Source organism: Pseudaeromonas sharmana (assembly GCF_042649925.1).
GTDB lineage: Bacteria > Pseudomonadota > Gammaproteobacteria > Enterobacterales > Aeromonadaceae > Pseudaeromonas > Pseudaeromonas sharmana.
In genome coordinates this window covers 229,719-250,939 of the sequence record NZ_JBHSAF010000001.1, presented here as the reverse complement: position 1 = coordinate 250,939, position 21,221 = coordinate 229,719, and the positions used below count along the sequence as shown (strand labels likewise).

General features: G+C 59.7%; 19 protein-coding genes. 10 read left to right on the top strand and 9 right to left on the bottom strand.

Annotation, left to right across the window (positions count from 1 at the left end; translation table 11 throughout):
• Positions 1–9: 9 nt before the first annotated feature.
• The 4 genes from ACFOSS_RS01165 to lnt are packed head-to-tail and all read left to right on the top strand — an operon-like array spanning position 10 to position 4,033.
• A complete protein-coding gene (locus tag ACFOSS_RS01165; RefSeq protein ID WP_377150060.1) occupies positions 10–1,077 on the top strand; it encodes a PhoH family protein in 1,068 nt (355 codons plus the stop codon).
• Positions 1,074–1,538, top strand: coding sequence for an rRNA maturation RNase YbeY (gene ybeY / locus ACFOSS_RS01160; RefSeq protein WP_377150058.1), 465 nt, complete (start codon positions 1,074–1,076; stop codon positions 1,536–1,538). The genes ACFOSS_RS01165 and ybeY overlap by 4 nt, the downstream gene beginning before the upstream one ends.
• Positions 1,539–1,555: 17 nt before the next feature.
• Positions 1,556–2,443, top strand: coding sequence for a CNNM family magnesium/cobalt transport protein CorC (corC, locus tag ACFOSS_RS01155; protein ID WP_377150056.1), 888 nt, complete (start codon positions 1,556–1,558; stop codon positions 2,441–2,443).
• 48 nt (positions 2,444–2,491) lie between these two features.
• The gene (lnt, locus tag ACFOSS_RS01150; protein WP_377150054.1) at positions 2,492–4,033 is read left to right on the top strand and encodes an apolipoprotein N-acyltransferase; all 1,542 of its coding nucleotides are present in this window, start codon (positions 2,492–2,494) and stop codon (positions 4,031–4,033) included.
• A gap of 560 nt (positions 4,034–4,593) precedes the next feature.
• Here lnt and fhuB read toward each other — a convergent pair.
• The 6 genes from fhuB to norR all read right to left on the bottom strand — a co-directional run bounded on the left by fhuB (position 4,594) and on the right by norR (position 11,350).
• Positions 4,594–6,588: a Fe(3+)-hydroxamate ABC transporter permease FhuB gene (gene fhuB, locus ACFOSS_RS01145; protein WP_377150052.1), complete on the bottom strand. Its 1,995-nt coding sequence runs from the start codon at positions 6,586–6,588 to the stop codon at positions 4,594–4,596.
• Positions 6,572–7,477, bottom strand: a complete 906-nt coding sequence (locus ACFOSS_RS01140) for an ABC transporter substrate-binding protein (RefSeq protein WP_377150050.1) — start codon at positions 7,475–7,477, stop codon at positions 6,572–6,574. The genes fhuB and ACFOSS_RS01140 overlap by 17 nt, the downstream gene beginning before the upstream one ends.
• Positions 7,474–8,241 (bottom strand): ATP-binding cassette domain-containing protein, encoded by a 768-nt coding sequence (locus tag ACFOSS_RS01135; protein WP_377150048.1) that lies wholly within the window; start codon positions 8,239–8,241, stop codon positions 7,474–7,476. The genes ACFOSS_RS01140 and ACFOSS_RS01135 overlap by 4 nt, the downstream gene beginning before the upstream one ends.
• Before the next feature lie 95 nt (positions 8,242–8,336).
• A complete protein-coding gene (locus tag ACFOSS_RS01130) occupies positions 8,337–9,362 on the bottom strand; it encodes a GNAT family N-acetyltransferase (RefSeq protein ID WP_377150046.1) in 1,026 nt (341 codons plus the stop codon).
• A gap of 6 nt (positions 9,363–9,368) precedes the next feature.
• Positions 9,369–9,704, bottom strand: coding sequence for a hypothetical protein (locus tag ACFOSS_RS01125; RefSeq protein ID WP_377150044.1), 336 nt, complete (start codon positions 9,702–9,704; stop codon positions 9,369–9,371).
• A 116-nt stretch (positions 9,705–9,820) separates the two neighbouring features.
• On the bottom strand, positions 9,821–11,350 hold the full coding sequence (gene norR / locus ACFOSS_RS01120; protein ID WP_377150042.1) for a nitric oxide reductase transcriptional regulator NorR: 1,530 nt from the start codon (positions 11,348–11,350) through the stop codon (positions 9,821–9,823).
• A gap of 160 nt (positions 11,351–11,510) precedes the next feature.
• Between norR and ytfE the strand changes: the two genes are divergently transcribed.
• The gene (gene ytfE / locus ACFOSS_RS01115) at positions 11,511–12,170 is read left to right on the top strand and encodes an iron-sulfur cluster repair protein YtfE (RefSeq protein ID WP_377150040.1); all 660 of its coding nucleotides are present in this window, start codon (positions 11,511–11,513) and stop codon (positions 12,168–12,170) included.
• 79 nt (positions 12,171–12,249) lie between these two features.
• On the top strand, positions 12,250–12,831 hold the full coding sequence (locus tag ACFOSS_RS01110; RefSeq protein WP_377150038.1) for a PhnA domain-containing protein: 582 nt from the start codon (positions 12,250–12,252) through the stop codon (positions 12,829–12,831).
• Positions 12,832–12,895: 64 nt separating this feature from the next.
• On the opposite strand, the gene ACFOSS_RS01105 is transcribed toward ACFOSS_RS01110, so the two are convergent.
• From ACFOSS_RS01105 to ACFOSS_RS01095, 3 genes are all read right to left on the bottom strand, one after another.
• Positions 12,896–14,350 carry a sensor domain-containing diguanylate cyclase gene (locus ACFOSS_RS01105; RefSeq protein WP_377150036.1) on the bottom strand — a complete coding sequence of 485 codons (1,455 nt, stop codon included), beginning with the start codon at positions 14,348–14,350 and terminating at the stop codon, positions 12,896–12,898.
• Between the two features lie 326 nt (positions 14,351–14,676).
• The gene (locus ACFOSS_RS01100; RefSeq protein ID WP_377150034.1) at positions 14,677–15,618 is read right to left on the bottom strand and encodes a L,D-transpeptidase family protein; all 942 of its coding nucleotides are present in this window, start codon (positions 15,616–15,618) and stop codon (positions 14,677–14,679) included.
• 214 nt (positions 15,619–15,832) lie between these two features.
• Positions 15,833–16,309 (bottom strand): zinc ribbon-containing protein, encoded by a 477-nt coding sequence (locus tag ACFOSS_RS01095; protein ID WP_377150032.1) that lies wholly within the window; start codon positions 16,307–16,309, stop codon positions 15,833–15,835.
• A 161-nt stretch (positions 16,310–16,470) separates the two neighbouring features.
• On the opposite strand from ACFOSS_RS01095, the gene leuS reads away from it, so the two are divergent.
• Genes leuS through nadD form a run of 4 tightly spaced genes read left to right on the top strand, consistent with a single transcriptional unit; the run spans position 16,471 to position 21,205 of the window.
• Positions 16,471–19,050: a leucine--tRNA ligase gene (gene leuS, locus ACFOSS_RS01090; RefSeq protein ID WP_377150638.1), complete on the top strand. Its 2,580-nt coding sequence runs from the start codon at positions 16,471–16,473 to the stop codon at positions 19,048–19,050.
• Positions 19,051–19,536, top strand: a complete 486-nt coding sequence (locus tag ACFOSS_RS01085) for an LPS-assembly lipoprotein LptE (protein WP_377150030.1) — start codon at positions 19,051–19,053, stop codon at positions 19,534–19,536.
• On the top strand, positions 19,536–20,561 hold the full coding sequence (gene holA, locus ACFOSS_RS01080) for a DNA polymerase III subunit delta (RefSeq protein ID WP_377150028.1): 1,026 nt from the start codon (positions 19,536–19,538) through the stop codon (positions 20,559–20,561). Before ACFOSS_RS01085 ends, holA begins: the two co-directional genes overlap by 1 nt.
• Entirely contained in the window at positions 20,558–21,205 is a 648-nt protein-coding gene (nadD, locus tag ACFOSS_RS01075; RefSeq protein ID WP_377150026.1) for a nicotinate-nucleotide adenylyltransferase, read from the top strand. The genes holA and nadD overlap by 4 nt, the downstream gene beginning before the upstream one ends.
• Positions 21,206–21,221: the final 16 nt, after the last annotated feature.

Below are 21,221 nucleotides of genomic sequence, written 5' to 3'. Positions count from 1 at the left end.
GAGGATACTTTGAGCCGACATATCACTACCCTCGATCTGCACCTTGAACCGGCCGACAGTCAGCGTCTGGCCAGCCTGTGCGGTCCGTTTGATGACAACATCAAACAGATCGAGCGCCGTCTCGGCGTGGAAATCAACTATCGCAATCATCACTTCCAGATCCACGGTAACAGCGCCCAAGCCGAAACGGTGCGCGATCTGCTGCGTCAGTTATACGTCGAGACCCAACCGACCCGCGGCCAGAAGCTAGTCGATTTGACACCGGATCAGGTGCATCTGGCGATCACGCAATGCCGGGCGCTGGAGCAGGATGAAGAGAGTCAGATTGACACCCCCTATGCCATTCCCCACGGCAAGGAGGTCAACATCAAGACCAAGCGCGGCATGGTCAAACCGCGCACGCCGAATCAGGGCCAATACATCGCTAACATCATCAGCCACGACATCACCTTCGGTATTGGTCCGGCCGGCACCGGCAAGACGTATCTCGCCGTCGCCGCGGCCGTCGATGCGCTGGAGCGTCAGGAAGTCCGCCGTATCCTGCTGACCCGTCCAGCAGTCGAGGCGGGCGAGAAGCTCGGCTTCCTGCCCGGTGATCTGTCACAGAAAGTCGACCCGTACCTGCGCCCGCTGTATGACGCCCTGTTCGAGATGCTGGGTTTCGAGCGCGTCGAGAAGCTGATTGAACGTCAGGTGATCGAGATAGCGCCGCTGGCCTATATGCGCGGCCGCACGCTGAACGATGCCTTCATCATCCTCGATGAAGGGCAGAACACCACGGTCGAACAGATGAAGATGTTCCTGACCCGCATCGGCTTCAACTCCAAGGCGGTGGTCACCGGTGACATCACCCAGATCGACCTGCCGCGGCAGCAAAAATCCGGTCTGCGCCATGCCATCGAGGTTCTCGGCCAGGTCGAAGGACTGTCGTTTAACTTTTTCCAGGCCGGCGACGTGGTGCGTCATCCGGTTGTCGCACGCATAGTGCAGGCTTACGAGGCGTTTGATGAACAGCAACGCCGCGACGATCCCCGCCGCACCAATGCAACAGCCCCTACTACGGAGAACCCGGCATGAGCGTCACCCTCGATCTGCAACTGGCCTGCGCTGACAGCGCCGGCCTGCCGGCGGAAGCCGACTTCCAGCGCTGGCTGGACGCGGCGATTTTGCCGTTCCAGCAAGAGGCCGAAGTTACGGTGCGCGTCGTCGACAGCGCCGAGAGCCATCAGCTGAACCAGACCTACCGTGGCAAGGACAAGCCGACCAATGTGCTGTCATTTCCGTTCGAGTGCCCCCCCGGTGTCGAACTGCCGCTGCTGGGCGATCTGGTGATCTGCCGTCAGGTAGTGGAACAGGAGGCACAGGAGCAAAACAAGCCGTTACTGGCGCACTGGGCGCATATGGTTGTGCATGGCAGCTTGCATTTGTTAGGGTATGACCATATTGAGGATGACGAAGCCGAAGAGATGGAGGCGCTGGAGATCGAGTTTCTGGCCGCTCTGGGCTACGCCAATCCATATCAGGATGATGAGATCTGAGGACAAACCACAGCACCATGAGTGACGAACAGAGTCAGTCCCCCAACCCCAATGCACGCAAGAACTGGCTGGAACGCCTCAGCCACCTGTTTCAGGGCGAACCCAAGGATCGTCATGAACTGGCCGAGGTGATTCAGGATGCCGAAGAGCGCGACGTCATCGACGAGGACACCAAGGAGATGATCGAGGGGGTGCTCGAGATCGCCGAGTTGCGCGTGCGCGACATCATGATCCCGCGCTCGCAGATGGTGACCATCCGCCGTAACCAGCCGGTGGAGACCTTCCTGCCGATCATCATCGACTCTGCGCACTCGCGCTTCCCGGTGATCAACGAGGACAAGGACCACGTCGAAGGGATACTGCTGGCCAAGGATCTGCTGCAATTTGCCTTTGGCCTGACCGATGATCCGTTTGCCTTCGACAAGATCTTGCGTCCGGCGGTCGTGGTCCCGGAGAGCAAGCGCGTCGACCGGTTGCTCAAGGAGTTCCAGCAGCAGCGTTATCACATGGCCATCGTCGTCGACGAGTTTGGCGGTGTCTCCGGCCTCGTCACCATTGAGGATATCCTGGAGTTGATCGTCGGCGAGATCGAGGACGAATACGATGCCGGTGAGGAGCCGGAGCAGATCCGGCGCCTCAGCAAGAGCGTATTCGCCGTCCATGGCCTGACACCCATCGAGGAGTTCAATGACTTCTTCGATGCCAGTTTCAGCGACGATGAGGTCGATACTGTCGGTGGCTTGATCATGCATGCCTTTGGTCACCTGCCGAAGAAGGGCGAGGCCGTGACCCTGGCAGGTTTCAGCTTCAAGGTGCTGCATGCCGACCGCCGCCGCCTACTGCAGTTGCAGGTACGCATTCCCCAGACCCACGAGGCCGAAGGCGAAACGCCGGCTGACGACTAATCTTTACCGGGTGTCGTCGTCCCGATGCCCGTTTATCAGGAAATCAAGATGTTGACGCGGTTACACTCCTTAACCTCAGGCTGGCGTGCCCCTGTGCTGGCCTTGCTTGCCGGCGCCCTGGCCGTCCCCGCTTTCGCGCCTTGGGGGCTTTGGCCCCTGGTACTGCCAAGCCTGTTGCTGTTGTACTGGCTGTTGCAGGAGCAGACGCCACGCCGCAGTGCCTTGCTCGGCTTTAGCTGGGCATTTGGCCTTAACATGCCGGGGCTATGGTGGATCCATGTCAGCATGACCGCCTTTGGCGGCATACCACTGGCGGTAGCCTTCCTGCTGGTCGGCGGACTGGCTGCCTATCTGGCACTCTACCCGACCCTGGCCTGCTACCTGCTGGGGCGTTACTTCCCGCGTGGCGGCGCAGTGCGCCACCTGCTGGCGCTGCCAGCGCTGTGGTTGCTCTCCGACTGGGCGCTGGGCCATGTGCTGACCGGTTTCCCCTGGTTGTGGCTCGGTTACAGCCAGCTCGACAGTCCGCTGATTGGCTGGGCGCCGCTATTGGGGGTGCAGGGCATTACGCTGGCACTGCTGCTGAGCATCGGTGCCCTGCTGGTCGCCTGGCAACAGCGCCGCCTGCCATGGCTGCTGCTGCCGTTGCTGCTGTGGGGTGGTGGCGCCCTGCTGCGTGGCCATGCCTGGACGTCGCCGGGCAAGACACTGGATTTTGCGCTGGTACAGGGCAATATCGCCCAATCGGCCAAGTGGGATCCGAATAACATCAAGCCGACGCTGTTGCGCTATCTGGACATGAGCCGGCCGCACAACGAGGCCGATGTCGTGATCTGGCCCGAGTCCGCCGTGCCAGCGCTTGAGAACGAGATGGAGCCGTTCCTGACCAACCTCGACGCCACCATGCGCGATAACCAGACCGGTTTCATCACTGGCATCCAGTATCTGGATCCGCAGCAGCGCCGCTTCTATAACGGCGTCATCGGCATGGGGCTCATCGACGAGGCGGGTCAACAGCACTATCAATATGCCACCGGCAATCGCTACTATAAGCGTCACCTGGTACCCATTGGCGAGTTTGTACCGTTTGGCGAGCTGCTGCGGCCACTGGCGCCGTTCTTTAACCTGCCGATGTCCTCATTCAGTCGTGGCGACATGATTCAACCCAATGTCGTTGTGCACGGAGCCCGCTTCGCGCCGTCGATCTGCTACGAAATGGCCTTCTCCGACGAATTGCGCCAGAACGTGCATGCCGACACCGATTATATTCTGACGGTCAGCAACGACAGCTGGTTTGGCACCTCCCACGGTCCCTGGCAGCACATGGCGATCACCCGGATGCGCGCCATCGAGTTCGGCAAGCCGGTGATCCGCGCCACCAATAGCGGTGTCACCGTGGCCTTCGATGCCCAAGGCAAGGAGCTGGGTCGTCTGCCGCAGTTTGAACAACAGGTACTGCGCGTCAAGGTACCCTCCGCCAGCGGCGAAACCCCCTATAACCGCATCGGCAGCTGGCCACTGCTGCTGTGGGTCGCGGCCGCACTGCTGTCGGCGTTTGGTCTCAGCGGCGCATTCCGGCGCCGCCGCTAATCTCGACACGCTGGCGTGGCAAGCCGCCACGCCAGCCGATCCGCGGCCAATCTGGTTGTCATGGCACTCACACCCGGATCGTCAGAGCGGGGGAATGGCGACCGCGGTAGGTATGTCAGGTCAGTGGGTTGCTTAATTATTCAATTACTTACTTAATTACTTAATTACTTAATTACTTAATTACTTAATTACTTAATTACTTAATTACTTAATTACTTAATTACTTAATTACTTAATTACTTAATTACTTAATTACTTAATTACTTAATTATTTAATTATTTAATTATTTAATTATTTAATTATTTAATTATTTAATTATTTAATTATTTAATTATTTAATTATTTAATTATTTAATTATTTAATTATTTAATTATTTGAATTTTCATGGTAACGCATTGATTTTAAACACTCTTGCAAACAGAAGCGCCCTTATCTGGCCAGAGAGGCGGGAATGGCATCATTCTGCAAACTGCAGGCCGAGAAATAACACGGCCACATACGGGGTGTGGCGCTATATTCGCGCAGGGCGTGCCAGCCCCTGCGCGATACGTCAAGGCATCACAGCCGGCGCAAACACCAGATAAAATAGCTACCGCCCAGCAAGGAGGCGACCAGCCCCGCCGGGATCTCGTTGGGAAAGAGCAACTGACGCCCCAGCCAATCGGCGGCCACCATCAGCAGGCCACCGAGCAGCATGGCACCATACACCTGCTCCCGGGCTCGACTCAGCCCCAGCATGCGTGCCAGGTGGGGGGCCAGCAGGCCGACAAACGACAAGGGCCCCACCAGCAGGGTCGACACCGCCGTCAGCAACGCCACCAGCAACAGCAGCCCGGCCCGTGCCCGAGCCACCGGTACGCCAAGCGATATTGCCATCTCGGCACCAAACGGCAGCATATCCAGCCAGCGCCATAGGAAACGCACCCCCAGCCCGGCCAGCAACAGCAACAACAGCGCAGGCGCGGCCACGTGCCAGCTGACGAAGTAGGTCGAGCCCGAGAGCCAGGCCAGCATCTGTTGGGTGGAGGGATCACTCTCGGCCAGTGCCAGCGTCTGCACCGGCTCCAGCAGGGCCGTCAGCGCCACACCGGTGAGCAACAGCCGATCCTGAGCCAGTCCATGGCGTCGGTTGAGCCGCAACAACAGCAACAACATGGCGCCCGCCCCCAACGCCCCGGCCAGCAACAGCCCCCCGGCCGACAGCGTCGGCCACAGTTGCAACGCCAGGATCACCGCCATGGCACAGCCGCCACTGATGCCCAACAGCTCTGGGCTGGCCATCGGATTGCGTGCAACTCGCTGTATCAGGGTGCCGGCCAGCGCTAACAGCATGCCAGCACACAGTGCCGCAGCCACGCGTGGCAGTCGCCATTGATAAACCGCAGACCACAGCTCGCTCTGCCACCCTTGTGCCGCGCTGCCATAACCGGTCATCAGTGCCAGCAACAAACAGACCAGGGTGCCGGCCGCCAATCCCCACAACAGTCGCCCGGGATGGCGATGGCGCGACGGCGGCGTTTCAACTGGCGAGCTGGCCGGTGTCGACGACGTCAGTTTCAAGCGCGGAATCAGCCACAACAGCAAGGGGGCGCCCAGCAACGCCGTCATTGCCCCGGTCGGCAGAAACCAGCCCAGTTGCTCATTCAACGGCTGCAAAAGCAGATCCGTGGTCAACAACATCAGACCACCCAACAATGTCGCCCAACCAAATCGGGCTGCCAGCGTGCGCGCACCGAGCAACCGCACCAGCGCCGGTGCCGCCAGGCCAATGAAGCCGATTACCCCGACGGTCGCCACGACGATGGCAGTAAGAAAAATGGCCAACACCAGCGCCAGCAACCGCAACAGTGGCAACGCCGCCCCCAGGCTGCGCGCACTCGCCTCGTCCAGCGCCAGCACTGCCAGCGGACGCAACAGCAGCACGCCCAGTGCCAGTGCCAGCGTTAACCGCGGCAACAGGCAGTGGACGCCCTGCCAGCTGGTCTGGGCCAGCGAGCCCGCCCCCCACACCAGCAATCCGCTCAGTTGCTCCTGATAAAACAGTAACAGCGCCGTACTGACGGCACCGAAAAACAGATTGACCACCAGCCCGGCCAGCACCGTCAGCGTGGGAGCCAGACCGCGGCGCCAAGTCAACGCCAGTACCAACAACATGGCGGCGCAGCCACCAGTCATCGCCACGGCCGTTGTCCCCTGTTGCAGCGTCGCCGGCGCCAGCAGCGTGGCCAGCAGCAACGCCAGCTGGGCCCCGGAGGCGAGACCCAGCGTACTCGGGGCAGCCAGGGGGTTGCGCAAAACCTGCTGCAACAAGACCCCGGCGGCGCTGAGCGCGGCACCGCACAACAGCGCCAGCACCAGACGTGGCCACCAGGTGTAAAACAACACCGCCTGCGGCAATCCAGCCGCCGGCGATGGCCAGCCCAGATCCGTGACGGCGAGCATCGGATAACGGCTGTGCAGCGTCTGGTAGGCGGCCCATAGTGACGCCAGCAGCAACATCAGGGCGCAGATCCCCAGCCGCCGCAGCGACGTGGCGTTACTGTACCTGGACATAGCGCGCCCTCCTGCACTCGGCTGACACCTGCATTGGCAGCACCTGCGCCAGCTCGCTGGCAAAACGACTGGCCGCAGCCAGCCCACCATAACTCCATACCGCCGGAATGGTGGCGACGCGCTGGGCACGCACCGCCGGGATCAGCGGCCACAATCCACTGTGTTGCAACTGTTCGGCCACCCCCAGCGGCAGCGGCTCCACCACCAGCAGGCGCGCCTCAGGATACGCTGCCAGCTCTTCCAGGGTGGCGGTACTGAACCCCCAATAATTGGTCGGGCGGCGCCAGGCATTCGGCAAGTGCAGCTGCTGCAGTACGGCGTGGAACAGACTGTTGACGCCATAGACGCGCACATGGCGTGCATCAATAAACTGCACCACCAGCAGCGGGCGCCGGCTGGATACACACTGGTCAATGGCGCTCAGTTGCTGTTGCAGGAGTTGCAGTAGCTGCTCACCCTCTCGCTCACGGCCCACCAGCGCCGCCACCTCGCGCGTTGCCGAGAACAGGCGCTGCCACAGATCCTCTCCCGGTTGATAGAGCGCGACACTGGCCACAGGCGCAATCTGCTGCAACGTCGGGCGTATGCTGTTGTAGAACGATGACAGGATGATCAGGTCAGGCTGCAAGGCGGCCAGCAGTTCCCGATTCGGTTGCATGCGCAAACCGACATCCACCACCTCGGCCGGCAGGGCCGGAGCGGCGACCCAGTCGTCATACGCCGCTTTCTGCGCGACACCCAGCGGGGTGACACCGAGCAGCAGCAGGGTCTCGGCGACCGTCCAGTCGACGGTAATGATGCGTTGCGGGGCCGCCTGGGCCAGGGGTAACGATAGTGCCAATGCCAGCCCGAACAAGCACAGCCGCAGCGCGGCAAAGGCTTGAGTCATACGGGCACCGCCACGCTGTGCCGCCCTTGCGGCGCCGTCAGCACCTGCATCGCCACACCATAGATCGCCTGCAACGGCTGCGGTTGCATCAGCTCAGCCGGTGTCCCTTGTGCCAGGATCCGCCCCGAATGCAGTGCCACCAGCTGGTCACAGTAGCGCGCCGCCATGTTGATGTCGTGAATCACCACGATCACCCCCAGCTCCAGTTCTCGGCTCAAACGATGAATCAGTGCCATCACCTCGGCCTGATGCGCCACATCCAGCGCAGCCAGTGGCTCATCCAGCAGCAAGAACCGGCTCTGCTGCGCAATCAGCATCGCCAGATAGATCCGTTGCCGCTCGCCGCCAGAGAGGGTCTCCACCAAGCGTTCGGCGAGCGCCGCCGTGCCTGTCAACGCAATCGCCCTGTCGATCTGCTCACGGTCCTCCGCGGTTTGCCGCCCCAACAAGCCATGCCATGGGTAGCGGCCAAAGGCGATCAACTCTCGCCCAGTGAGGCTCTCGGCCAGCGGTAGATGTTGCGGCAGGTAAGCCACCTGTCTGGCAAACGCCTTGGTCGACCAATGGGCCAGCGGGACGGCATCAAAACAGATCTCACCACCACTGCATGGATATTGCCGAGCCAGCAATTTGAGCAAGGTGGACTTTCCCGAGCCGTTATGGCCGATCAGTCCATAGACAGTCCCCTGTTCAAAGCGGATGTCAGTAGGGTGCAGCAGCGGTTTGCCATCGATGGCATAACCGGCAGCGATCACATCAAACATGGTTTCATTTCAGGCGGGAAAACAGTGACGCTATGATAATGGGAATAACTATCATCTTCTACTCAAAGATGCCCCTCACGCCATCCACGCTTAGTTTAGCGCTGCGCGCGTCGGAAGTGATGCTCGCTGTTAGCCTCGCCAACAGCAATAAATCCTTGTTTTTCCAACACTCTTACCGATGATTGGTTGCCATGGGCGACCCATGCGAACAAGGGGCATGGCGGACAAAGCGGCAAGAACATCGTCAATGCGGCCGTCATAATCCCCTGTTGCCACCGGTCTCGGTGCAACCAGTAGCCAATATGCCACTCCTCGTGCAACCGATAGCAGACCAGATGACCCATCAATTCGCCATCCAGAAACAGGCTGCGGCTCAGCACTTGAGGATCCTGCAGCTGCTGTGACCAATGGCGCATGAAATCGGCTTCGCTGCGAGCCACAACACCCGCGCAGCGGCAGGCCTGCTCATCGCTTTGCATCACCCACAACAGCGGCAGGTCTTGGCCTTGTGTCGGCAACAACTGCAGTCGTTGTTGCCAGAGCGCCGTCCGCAAACGCGAACGGACCGCCATCAGCGCAAAGCCGAGCAAATTGGCACCACGCCAACGTGCCGGGGCTGCGACATCGGGGTGATCCTCATTCCGACCAATGCTCCAGATGGTATCGGTCGGATTGGCGGAGACCAGCACCTGCCGCTCTGTCGATAGCAGATAGCTGGCCAGCTCAGGGTGCTGGGAAAATTTAAGCCAGTTGCCCTGCTCGACAATGGCATAGCGCGCGGCCGACCAGACGCCCTCATCGTAGCCACTGACCTTACGCCCCAGATATTGGGCTTCAGCAGGGTCATGACTGGCGGCGATCCGGGCATGAATGGCGTGATCACCGAACAGGCGCGCCTTGGCCGCCATCATGAAGTGCTCCGCCGTGGCAAAGGTATTGCCCTCCCAGACGATGGTTGCCGGCCACCACTGACACAGGCAGCCTTTGCCGCTAGCCGAGCCCGAGGTCGGTATCGGCCCCCAGAATGGCAGGTACGTTAACGGCGCGACCTGGTGTCGCGAGACCAAAGCCAGCCAGGCCGAGCTGACGCCGGCCTGTTCCAGAATTCCGGCGTTGATCATCGTCACTCAACCGCGCACGGGCGTCGCACGGGAGAGCTTCCACATGGCATATTCCGCCCTGTGACTGGCGCGATTGGCCCGGCCATTGATCGAACACCAGAGCATCAGCTCGTTGACCTCGACGGGAACCGCAACCGCACGCAAGCCATTGGCTTCCATCTCCTTGATGTTACGCCTTGCCATCACCAGCCACGCCTCAAAGGTTTCCTCAAAACGGTCTGGATCTTCAGCTAATGCCTTGACCTTAAACCAGTTCTCCGGATTGTACCAGGCCACCGCTGCCGCCGCTTTCGGCGCTTGCTTGCGCGCCCGCAATCTGTCCATCAGTGATGTTTTTTTCATGTTCTTATCCTCAAAGCTCATGGCGTTTGAGCCCAGTATGCCGTGTCCACAGGGCCGAGACCGCAATCGCGTGACGGTTATCGGCGCTGGCGCACGCACTGGTGATTTTTACAGCATTATGCGTCCTTCAACCCCAGCCGGCGCGCCAGCTTGTGCAGATTGCTGGCATCCAGCGCCAGCACCCGCGCGGCCTGGGCCCAGTTGTCCTGCTGCTGGCTTAGCGTACGTCGAATCAACTCGCGCTGAAACTGATCCACCGCCGCCTTCAGGGACAGCTCCGTCATCGCCGGTACACCGAGCGTCGCCTCCGCCACGACAGTGGCCACCTCTGCCTCCAGAGGCAACAGCCCGAGTTGCGACGTATCGAGCGTCAATATGCTGTTACGAGTCGAGGCTTGGCTGGCAACCCGTAACGCCGCACGACTGATGACATGTTCCAGCTCGCGGACGTTGCCAGGCCAAGGATAGCGACACAAGGCGGCTTCGGCGGCAGCCGACAGGCGTAGACTACGACACCCCAGGCGCGCCCGGTTCAGCTCCAGAAAGTAACCGGCCAATAACAACACATCGTTCCCGCGCTCGCGCAAAGGGGGAATCGGTAGCGGATACACCGACAGCCGGTGGTAGAGATCGGCACGAAACACGCCGTCACGCACCTGCTCGGCCAGTTGGCGATTGGTGGCGGCAATGATACGCACATTGACCTTGCGCGGTCGGTCCTCGCCCAGGCGCTGGATTTCACCATTTTGCAGCGTGCGCAGTAATTTGGCCTGCACCGCCAGGGGCAACTCCCCGACCTCATCGAGAAACAGGGTCCCGCCATCTGCCGCCTCGAAACGCCCGGCGCGCTCCTGGCTGGCACCGGAGAAGGTGCCTCGGGCATGCCCGAATAACTCGCTCTCGGCCAGCGACTCCGGCAAGGCAGCGCAGTTGACCTGCACCAGGGGCGCAGCCTGCCGCGGCGATGATGCATGCAGCCGCCGCGCCACCAGCTCCTTTCCGACACCGGTCTCACCCAACAGCAAGACCGGCAAATCAGAGCTGGCGACGGTCTCGATCTCTTGCAATAGACGCCGAAAAGCCGGGCTCTGACCCAAAAGGGAGGGCTCGTCCGCGTGCAGGCGCGCAGGTTCTGCCGCCGCCAACACCGCCATCCGGCTCTGTGTCTCAAGGCGATTGACTCGCAGCGTCAGGGCAGTCACATCGTGCCACTGCTGCAATTGTTGCAACGAGTCCGCATCAAACGCCGTGTCCTGCAGGCCATCCAGGGTCAGTACGCCCCAGGGCTGCCGCTCCAGTCGAATCGCCATCCCCATACAGGCATGCACCGGTAGCGGTTGTCCACTGTGGGCGGCCACCAAACCATCATAAGGATCCGGCAAGTCGCAGTCGGCGGAAAAATACGCCCCCGACTCGGCCGCCAGCAATGCGGCCAGCCGCGGTTGCTGGGCAACCACAAAGCGTCTGCCCAGCGTCTCCTGAACCAGCCCATCAATGGCGAGCGGACTCAAGACATCGCCGTCACACTGCAAGAGTGCCACCGCATCGCAGGAAAAATGGTGGCGTAACGACGCCAACAAGTACTGCAAACGCCGCATGGGGTCCTGCTCAACTAACAGGTTGTGCAACAATCGGGGATCGGACATAGCATGGTAAAAAAAACCATTCAAAGGTATATAAAACCATATTCTATCGAGGTCAAATTTACCATTTTTTTAAATAGTCATTAATTATCAATAGTTTAATATTTGGCATCTTCCTTGCCATTAGAAGACCGTATTTCTGATGATGCGATAGGAGAATGTCATGTCACTGCTTGCCCGCTCTTTGGCCGAACTGGTCTGCGACCGTCCCGGCGCCAGCGCTATCTTCCACCGCCACCGTCTCGACTTTTGCTGTGGTGGTCAACAATCATTAGCCGAGGCGCTGGCTGCGCGTGGCCTTGATGCCGAGCCCATTGTCGCCGAACTGGAGGCATTACCTCAGGGACACGACAACGATATCGACTGGCGCCAAGCCGACAGTGCCCGTCTGATAGAACACCTGTTGACCCGCTTTCACACTGTGCACCGGGCACAACTGCCGGAGCTGATCCGCCTGGCTCGTCGGGTCGAGCAGGTACATCGTGACCGCCCTGGCTGTCCACGCGGCCTGGCATCCCAGCTGATGCTGATGGCCGAGGAGCTGGAGTCGCACATGCAAAAAGAGGAGCAGATCCTGTTCCCGCTGTTCCAGCAAGGTGAATTAGCACTGGCAGCTGGCCCTGTTCGCGTCATGGAGGCCGAGCATGAACAGCACGGCAGCAGTCTGGAGCTCATCAGTGAACTGACGAATGACATCACGCCGCCGGAAGGCGCCTGTGTGACCTGGCGCGCCCTGTATCAGGGGTTACGTCAGCTGCGCGAGGACTTGATGCTGCATATCCACCTGGAAAACCATCTGCTGTTCCCGCGGGCACAGGTTTGAGACGGCATGCTGACCCTGCGAAGCATAGGGATTTGTGATATAGTCCACGCCCGTTTCGCATCCTGAACAGGAGAATATCATGAGCATCGAAGCCAGCCTGATGGCGCGCAGTGGCGCCAAATGTGAACTGTGTGCCGCCGAGCAGGCGCTGGACGTGTACGCCGTTCCGGCTTCACCCAGCGAGGATGCCGACCATAGCGTGCTGCTGTGCGCCGACTGCCGCAGCCAACTGCAAACCGCCGGTGATAGCAACCGCTGGCGTTGCCTGAGTGACAGCATGTGGAGTCCGGTCCCAGCGGTACAGGTACTGGCATGGCGCCAACTGCACTTCCTCAGCCAGCAGGGTGAACACTGGGCTCAGGAGCAATTGGACATGCTCTATCTGGATGATGAGACCCGGCAGTGGGCAGAAGCAGGTGCCACCCACAGCGCACAGGATGACGATGCCGAGGCACCGACACTCGACTCTAACGGCAATCCTCTGCAGGAAGGTGACAGCGTCACCCTGATCAAGGACCTGGAGGTCAAGGGCGCCGGTTTCACCGCTAAGCGCGGCACCCTGGTCAAGGGCATTCGCCTGACCAACAACCCCCTGCACATTGAAGGCAAGGTCAACGGCATCCAGATTGTCCTGGTGGCCGCCTACTTGAAAAAGGCCTAGGGCGTGCATGCCAAGCGCATAAAAAATGGGAGCCAGGCTCCCATTTTTTTTCTGCAGTTGCCGTTTAGCCCGCCAGCACCACGCGGTTACGTCCCGAAGCCTTGGCGCGATAGAGCGCCTTGTCTGCCCGGTTAAGCACACTGGTGCCGCTCTCTTCCTGATATTCGGCAACACCGGCACTGACGGTCACCGCCAGCGCCTCGCCATTTACATCCATCGTCATGACCGCGACCGCATCACGGACCTTCTCCGCCAGCGCCACCGCCGCCAGGCCATCGCACTCCGGCAATAACACGACAAACTCCTCCCCCCCCCAGCGGCAAACGACGTCCGAACTGCGAACCAGGGACTGCACCTGTTGCGCCACCCGCCGCAACGCCATGTCACCGACGTTGTGACCAAAGCGATCATTAACCTCTTTGAAGTGGTCAATATCAAACAGAATCAGCGAGATAGGCGATTGCTGGCGCCGGCTTTGTGCCAACAGGTGGTCGAAGGTAACCTGAAAAACCTGACGGCTGATGGTCCCGGTCAGCTTGTCGGTTGAAGCCATCTGTTCGATGCGCCGCTGATAACGCCCAAGCGTCAGATTGGCGATGAACAGGATCAGCAACGTAACCGCGCCACTGACCAGCAGATTGCCCCAAAGCGTAGTCTGCAATTGCGACTCGGATTCATGGGTCGTCTGCTCGACCATCAGATACCATTTGAACTCAGGCACCAGACGGCTGTTGAGGAACACGGGGACGCCATCGCGCTCATATTGATATGAGCCACTAGGGGTCGTAAGAATCCGTGTTGCCAACGGTGCCAGCACTGGGTCTTCATGCAGCGAGTTGGCACCGTGAAACCGCTTGCCGTGTAATGTCACCTGACCGGATTGGTCAACAAAGTAGACAGTGCGGTTATAGCGCTGCTGGTACTTTTCGATCAGATGGCGCACCTTGTCGACCGCCAAGCCGACTCCGGTGACACCGATCAGTCCCTTGTTAAAGTCATAGACCCGGTAGTTGACGAACACTGTGGTCTTGTTGCGATCGGCCGTATCCTGATCGATGTTGATCTCATACTCTTCGCCGGGCGCCAGGTCCCGTACCCGATAGTACCAGCTATCCGCCGGATCGGTCGGACTGACCGTCTTCAAGACACCGGAGGAGTGGTAATATTTGCCGCTCTTGTCTGAGACGAAAAAGCTGGTAACAGTGCCGAATCGGTCCTGCAGCTCCTTCAGGTAACGCACCATGGGCGCCGGCTCTTTTTCATCCTGCAACGCCCAGTCACGCACGAAGGTGTCATGTGCCATCAGCGATGAGATAAAGATCGGCCGCAGTAAATCCTGCTGGATTTCGGAATAGATGTTGTCACTGGTCAGCGGCAGCGTGTTGTATTCGATCTGCTCACTCAGTGAATTGTGGGCAACCCGGTAACTACTCCAGCTGGTCAGAAAAAATGCCGATAGCAGTATCAGGCTCAACGCCCAGACAAACTTGCGTTTATCGCTCCACAACAGATTTGGCATGACTTACTCCATCCTGGCCCGGCTCGCTACCTTGCAAACCAGGCCGCAGTGTACACAGGCGCCGAGGGGTGAGACAACGCCCGACTGGAGGTCAAACCCAAAAATTCACTGACGTAGGCGCCAAGCTGCTCCCCTGCGCTCGCCGCATCCACGACAGACGCTTTTTTGATGACCAATCAAAACAATATGCTTATGATTTTTAAATAAAATACTCGTCTTGCTGGCAGTGATGCTACGGCTGCGCCGCCTTGCTGGCTGACGACGCAAGCCGGAATCCGCAGACAAAAAAGGCGACCATCCGGTCGCCTTTTCTTCCCTGCTGGCGATCAATTCTCGCTGGCAATCACAATCGGATTCAGACGCAGCGGGACGCCGGTGCGCTGTTCCAACGCTTGCTTCACGGCCAGTGAGTCCGTATCGGCGTGGGCGATGAAACGGGTCAGCGCCGGAGTCATCGGCAACGGCACCGACATGTTTGAGTTCAACTCTTCATGAGTTCGGGACAGCGGCTCGTGAACTTCGATATAACGCCCGCCATCCGGCTCAACCGAGGCTTTGACCGGTTGGTTGACGAACTGGACACGCGTACCGACAGGAACCTGCTTGAACAGGTATTCGATATCGTCATTGCGCAGACGCACGCAACCGTGGCTGACACGCAGACCAATACCGAAGGAGGCGTTGGTGCCATGAATGGCGTACAGACGACCGATATACAGTGCAAACAACCCCATCGGGTTGTCCGGGCCAGCCGGCCATACCGCAGGCAAGGGCTCACCCTTGGCCGCATATTCGGCGTGTACCTTAGCGGTCGGAGTCCAGGTCGGATTGGCTTTCTTGCGTTGCACCGTGGTCACCCAGTTTTCCGGGGTATCAGTGCCCAATTGACCGATACCGATCGGCAGAACTTCGACAACGTTGCGCCCCTTCGGGTAGTAATACAGACGCATCTCGGCCACGTTGATGATGATGCCTTCACGCGGCGCATCCGGCAGGATCAACTGATGCGGGATCAGCAGCGTGCTGCCTGGCTTGGGCAGATAGGGATCGACGCCCGGGTTCGCTTCCAGCATGTTGGTCAAGCCGAGCTGGAACTGGGCCGCAATGGCTTCCAGCGGCAGATTGCCTTCCGGGACTGTGTATTCCTGATTTTCACCAATCAGACGGCTTCCCGCTGGCGGCAGCGGATATTCGAGCGCAGCAGCCGGCTGGCTGATGAGTACCAGAGCACCCAGCAGTGCGGAGGCAGCGGAGCGGAGCTTGTTCATAGCGTTCCTGTATCGTTGTCGTTGGCCAAAGCAACCCACCAAGCTGGTGAGCCAGGTAGACCCGCACCCCAAGCCGGAGCGGTTCGAGGATACGTGGTAACCGGGACGGCATTTTTCCCCTAAGAGAATAAAAATTCAACTTGGATGTGAGACAAGGCGCATAAAAAAAGCCTGCGTAACGAGCAGGCTTCGATTTCAGAGCGCAAATGCCGCATTAAGGCGCCAGCGGCTCGCGATGAAAACGGGTACCACCACATTGGATGCAGCTGACTATCCGTTCCGGATGTAACACCTCACGCCGATAGCCGCATTGTTCGCACACCAGAACCCCCAGCCCCATGCGCTCACCGGCAAGAAAGACCCCCTTGTGCTGGACCTCGTCCAGGACCGAGATCCACTCAACCTGAGTGCGATCGGTCAATTCCAGCAACCAGCCCCAGACCGAAGTCTGCAGTGCCTGGTAGAAAGCCGAGTCCCGATAGCCGCCAGGCGCCTGATCAAAATCCTGCAAGTCGCGACGGACATATTCGCGTATCAAGGCCCATTCATCGCGCGTCAGCTCACCCGCGGCCTCCAGGTAGGCCTGCGTTTTCTCCAGCAGGCTCTGTAGTGAGGCACCGGGATCGGCGTCCTGCCACTCCTGTTTCAGGCGCTGGATAAAGACTTCATAGGCTTGCTGTTGTCTTGGCATGGTGGCTCTCCTTCCTCATCGGGCAGGCGGGTTGATGCCATTGCCGGCAGTGCCAACCCGCCCCGCTATTGTTGGCAAGGGCGTTAATCAGTATTCTATGGCCATTTTCCAACAGGATAGTCTATCCAATTCACACATATCGGATGTCACTGATGTCAGCCATGCAAGAGCACTACAATCCCCAGGAACTGGAATCCAACGTCCAGCAGCATTGGGCCAAGAACCTGACGTTCAAGGCCGTGGAAAAGGTCGACAAGGAGAAGTTCTACTGCCTCTCCATGTTCCCGTATCCGTCTGGTCGTCTACACATGGGGCATGTGCGCAACTACACCATCGGTGACGTCATCTCCCGCTTCCAGCGCCTGAATGGCAAAAACGTCATGCAGCCCATTGGCTGGGACGCCTTCGGCCTGCCGGCAGAAAACGCCGCCATCAAGAACAACTCGGCCCCGGCCAAGTGGACCTACGAGAACATCGAATACATGAAGGGCCAGCTGAAGATGCTGGGCCTCGGTTACGACTGGGATCGTGAAGTCGCCACCTGCACCCCGGACTACTACCGCTGGGAACAGTGGTTCTTCACCGAACTGTTCAAGAAAGGGCTGGTCTACAAGAAGACCTCCTCGGTCAACTGGTGTCCGAACGACCAGACCGTGCTCGCCAACGAGCAGGTCCAGGACGGCTGCTGCTGGCGTTGCGACACCCCGGTGGAGCAAAAAGAGATCCCGCAGTGGTTTATCAAGATCACCGCCTACGCCGAAGAGCTGCTCACCGATCTGGACAAGCTGGATGGTTGGCCGGAGATGGTCAAGACCATGCAGCGCAACTGGATTGGTCGCTCCGAAGGGCTGACCATGACCTTCGCGGTCGACGGAAGCACCGACACCTTCGACATCTACACCACCCGTCCGGATACCCTGATGGGCGTGACCTATGTGGCGATTGCCGCCGGTCACCCGCTGGCCAAGCAGGCCGCAGAACACAACGCCGAATTGGCCGCCTTCCTCGAAGAGTGCAAGAACACCAAGGTCGCCGAAGCCGAACTGGCTACCATGGAGAAGAAGGGTATGGCCACCGGCCTGTATGCCCTGCATCCGCTGGATGGCCGCCGTGTCCCGGTGATGGTCGCCAACTTCGTGCTGATGGACTACGGCACCGGCGCCGTGATGGCGGTACCGGCCCACGATCAGCGTGACTTTGAATTCGCGCAGAAGTATGGCCTCGACATCCGTGCCGTGATCCGTCCGGCCGATGGCAGCGAACTGGATATCTCCGCTGCTGCCTACACCGACAAGGGTGTGCTGTTCAACTCTGGCGAGTTTGACGGGCTGGATTTCCAGGCCGCCTTCAATGCCATCTGCGACAAATTGGTGGCGCTCGGCAAGGGCGAGAAGACCATCAACTACCGCCTGCGTGACTGGGGCGTCTCCCGTCAGCGTTACTGGGGTGCGCCAATCCCGATGCTGAATCTGGAAGATGGCACCGTGGTGCCGGCCCCCGCTGACCAACTGCCGGTGATCCTGCCGGAAGATGTCGTGATGGATGGCGTGCAGAGTCCGATCAAGGCCGATGCCAACTGGGCCAAGACCACCTATCACGGCCAGCCAGCCCTGCGCGAAACCGACACTTTCGACACCTTCATGGAGTCCTCCTGGTATTACGCGCGCTACTGCTGCCCGGACTATCAGGAAGGCATGCTCGATCCGGCCAAGGCCAACCACTGGTTGCCGGTCGATCAGTACATCGGCGGTATCGAACACGCCTGTATGCACCTGCTGTATGCGCGCTTCTTCCACAAGCTGCTGCGCGATGCCGGCATGGTGCAAAGCGACGAGCCGTTCACTCGCCTGCTGTGTCAGGGCATGGTGCTGGCCGATGCCTTCTACTACACCGACAACGGCGCCCGTGTCTGGGTCAGCCCGGTCGATGTCAAGGTCGAGCGTGACGAGAAGGGTCGCATCACCAAGGCGGTCGACAACCAAGGTCGTGAAGTGGTGCATGCCGGCATGACCAAGATGTCCAAGTCGAAGAACAACGGCATCGACCCGCAGCTGATGGTGGAACGCTACGGCGCCGACACTGTGCGTCTGTTCATGATGTTCGCCTCCCCGGCTGACCTGACCCTCGAGTGGCAGGAATCCGGTGTCGAGGGTGCACAACGCTTCCTGCGTCGTCTGTGGAAGGCGGTGGCCGAGCACGTCGCGCGTGGCGACGTCGCCGCGCTGGATGTCGCCAGCCTGACTAACGAGCAGAAGACCCTGCGCCGTGAACTGCACAAGACCATCGCCAAGGTCTCCGATGACATCGGCCGCCGTCAGACCTTCAACACCGCGATCGCTGCGATCATGGAGCTGATGAACCGTCTGGCCAAGGCCCCGCAGGAGCGCGCGCAGGATCGTGCCCTGACCCAGGAAGTGCTGAGCAATGTGGTATTGATGCTCTATCCGATTGTGCCGCATATCGGCTTCGCTTTGTGGCAGGCTCTGGGGGGCAGCGGGGATATTGACCATGCCGCCTGGCCGCAGGCTGACAGCGCCGCGCTGGTCGAAGACGAAAAGCTGGTGGTGGTGCAGGTCAATGGCAAGGTGCGGGGTAAAATCACCGTCGCCGCGGACGCGAATGAAGATCAGGTCAAGGCGTTGGCCTTTGCCGATGCCGGTGTGGCCAAATTCACCGACGGCAAAGAGGTTCGCAAGGCCATCTATGTGCCGGGCAAGCTGTTGAACCTGGTGGTGGCATAAGTGAACGGCTTCCTCACCCGTCTGCTGGGGTTGCTGCTGCTCGGCATCACGCTGAGCGGGTGTGGATTTCATATGCGCGGAGGGGATTCCATCCCCTCGGTGCGTGAAATCACCTTGATCGGCGATGAGCGCGATGATCTCTACCGCTCGGTGGCCATGCGTTTGCAGCGGGTCGGCGTCAGCATAGTCCCGGCCAAGGAGGGCGTTCCCGAGCTCAAGCTGGGTTTGATGCAAACCAAGATTCAGGTTGCCTCGGTGGACAGTCGTGCCCAGAACGTTGAGTACATCATGCTGTTCAACACCGAATATACCGTCACTGAAGCCGGGCACCCAACGCAGCGCTTTACCGCCGCGTTCAACCGCAGTTTCCTGAACAAGAGTTCGGAGGCATTGGCCTCCAGCCGGGAACAGGAACAACTGCGGGATGAGATGCGCGAACAGACGGCAGAGCTGATCCTCATCCAGCTCAGTCGCGTGAAGTTCTGATGCGACTCTACGCCGAACAGCTGCAAGACAATCTCAAAGCAGGGCTCAAGCCCTGCTATCTGGTGTTTGGCGACGAGCCTCTGCAAAAGCAGGAGTGTCTGGATGCCATCCGCCAGGCGGCCGCCGCACAGGGCTATACCGAACGCCACAGTTACACCCTCGACGACAACCCGGAATGGCAGCAGATCGAAGCTAGCTGTCATGCCATGAGCCTGTTTACCAGCCGGCAAATCATCGAACTTGAGCTCGGAGAAAAACTGCCGCGGGACTGGGCAGAGAAGTGCCAATCGCTGGCTAATGCTCTGCACCCGGACCTGCTGCTGATCCTGTTTGGCCCCCGGCTGTCGGCGGCACAAACCAAAGCCAAATGGTTTGATAACCTGTCGCGGCAAGGGGTCTACATCCCGATCAATTTTCCAGACAGCCGATTCTTCCCGCGCTGGATGCAACAGCGGGCCCAGCTCAACGGCCTTAAGCTGCAACCGGATGCCGTACAGTTCATGTGTCACGCCTTCGAAGGCAACCTGCTCGGCGCGGCGCAAGAGCTGGAAAAACTGGCTCTGCTCAATCTGTCGCAACCCCTGGGCCTGCTGCAGCTGCAAGAAAATGTGACCCGCCAGAACCATTTCACTCCGTTTCAGTTCATCGATACCCTGCTCGATGGCAAGGTCAATCGCGCCCAACGCATGTTGTTGCAACTGCGGGGCGAAGGGGTGGAAGCGGGAATGCTGGCCTGGGCACTCGCTCGGGAACTGGAACAACTGCTGATGTTGCGTCTGGCCTGCGACCATGGACAGGCGCTGGGCCCCTTGCTGGAAAAAGCCCGCGTCTGGTCAAGCCGGCAAGCCCTGTATCAGCAGGCATTACAGCGGCTGACCACAGAACGCTTGCATCAATTGATTGCCGTGACGGTGCAACTGGACAGGGCCATTCGCCGCTTCGAGACCGAAGAGGCCTGGTTGCTGCTGCAGAGCCTGAGTCTGGGCTTTCGCCACGATGCCGCATTGAAACTGGTGTCCGCGTGAAACCGGCCATCGGCATTCTGGGGGGCACCTTTGATCCGGTGCATTATGGTCACCTGATGCCAGCACAGGAGACCATGCAGAAACTGGCACTGGCACAGATGCGCCTGATGCCAAACCACATCCCCCCTCACCGGCCACAACCGATTGCCAGCGCACAACAGCGCCTGACCATGCTGCAGCTGGCCGTCAGCAGCATGCCGGGATTTACCGTCGACGGTCGCGAGCTCGGACACCATCGTCCGTCCTATACCATAGACACCTTGATTCAGATGCGTCTCGAGCTGCCGGATACCCCCTTCTGTTTCCTGATCGGTATGGATTCGCTACTCAGTTTGCCGCATTGGCATCGCTGGCGGGAGCTGACCGATTATGCCCACCTGATCGTCAGTGTCCGCCCCGGCTGGACCGCGCCACGACAGGGGGAATTAGCCGATTTTATCCAGCAACATCAAATGGGTGACCCAGCGGACCTGCATCGGCACCTCCACGGCGGACTCTATTGGATGCAAAACACCCCGATTGATCTCTCCGCGACCCAGTTGCGAGCCGACCTGGCCGCAGGGCGGGCCGTAGCAGGTCGAATTCCAGCGGCGACGGCCGATTATCTGCAGCAGCAGCGGATCTATTGCCGTAGCGTGATATAATCGCCGCCCATTTGAT

Excerpts from the sequence above, each read along its gene's own strand:
- ybeY (WP_377150058.1), top strand. The coding sequence starts at position 1,074 with ATGAGCGTCACCCTCGATCTGCAACTGGCCTGCGCTGACAGCGCCGGC.
- corC (WP_377150056.1), top strand. The coding sequence starts at position 1,556 with ATGAGTGACGAACAGAGTCAGTCCCCCAACCCCAATGCACGCAAGAAC.
- lnt (WP_377150054.1), top strand. The coding sequence starts at position 2,492 with ATGTTGACGCGGTTACACTCCTTAACCTCAGGCTGGCGTGCCCCTGTG.
- fhuB (WP_377150052.1), bottom strand. The coding sequence starts at position 6,588 with ATGTCCAGGTACAGTAACGCCACGTCGCTGCGGCGGCTGGGGATCTGC.
- ACFOSS_RS01140 (WP_377150050.1), bottom strand. The coding sequence starts at position 7,477 with ATGACTCAAGCCTTTGCCGCGCTGCGGCTGTGCTTGTTCGGGCTGGCA.
- ACFOSS_RS01135 (WP_377150048.1), bottom strand. The coding sequence starts at position 8,241 with ATGTTTGATGTGATCGCTGCCGGTTATGCCATCGATGGCAAACCGCTG.
- ACFOSS_RS01130 (WP_377150046.1), bottom strand. The coding sequence starts at position 9,362 with ATGATCAACGCCGGAATTCTGGAACAGGCCGGCGTCAGCTCGGCCTGG.
- ACFOSS_RS01125 (WP_377150044.1), bottom strand. The coding sequence starts at position 9,704 with ATGAAAAAAACATCACTGATGGACAGATTGCGGGCGCGCAAGCAAGCG.
- norR (WP_377150042.1), bottom strand. The coding sequence starts at position 11,350 with ATGTCCGATCCCCGATTGTTGCACAACCTGTTAGTTGAGCAGGACCCC.
- ytfE (WP_377150040.1), top strand. The coding sequence starts at position 11,511 with ATGTCACTGCTTGCCCGCTCTTTGGCCGAACTGGTCTGCGACCGTCCC.
- ACFOSS_RS01110 (WP_377150038.1), top strand. The coding sequence starts at position 12,250 with ATGAGCATCGAAGCCAGCCTGATGGCGCGCAGTGGCGCCAAATGTGAA.
- ACFOSS_RS01105 (WP_377150036.1), bottom strand. The coding sequence starts at position 14,350 with ATGCCAAATCTGTTGTGGAGCGATAAACGCAAGTTTGTCTGGGCGTTG.
- ACFOSS_RS01100 (WP_377150034.1), bottom strand. The coding sequence starts at position 15,618 with ATGAACAAGCTCCGCTCCGCTGCCTCCGCACTGCTGGGTGCTCTGGTA.
- ACFOSS_RS01095 (WP_377150032.1), bottom strand. The coding sequence starts at position 16,309 with ATGCCAAGACAACAGCAAGCCTATGAAGTCTTTATCCAGCGCCTGAAA.
- leuS (WP_377150638.1), top strand. The coding sequence starts at position 16,471 with ATGCAAGAGCACTACAATCCCCAGGAACTGGAATCCAACGTCCAGCAG.
- holA (WP_377150028.1), top strand. The coding sequence starts at position 19,536 with ATGCGACTCTACGCCGAACAGCTGCAAGACAATCTCAAAGCAGGGCTC.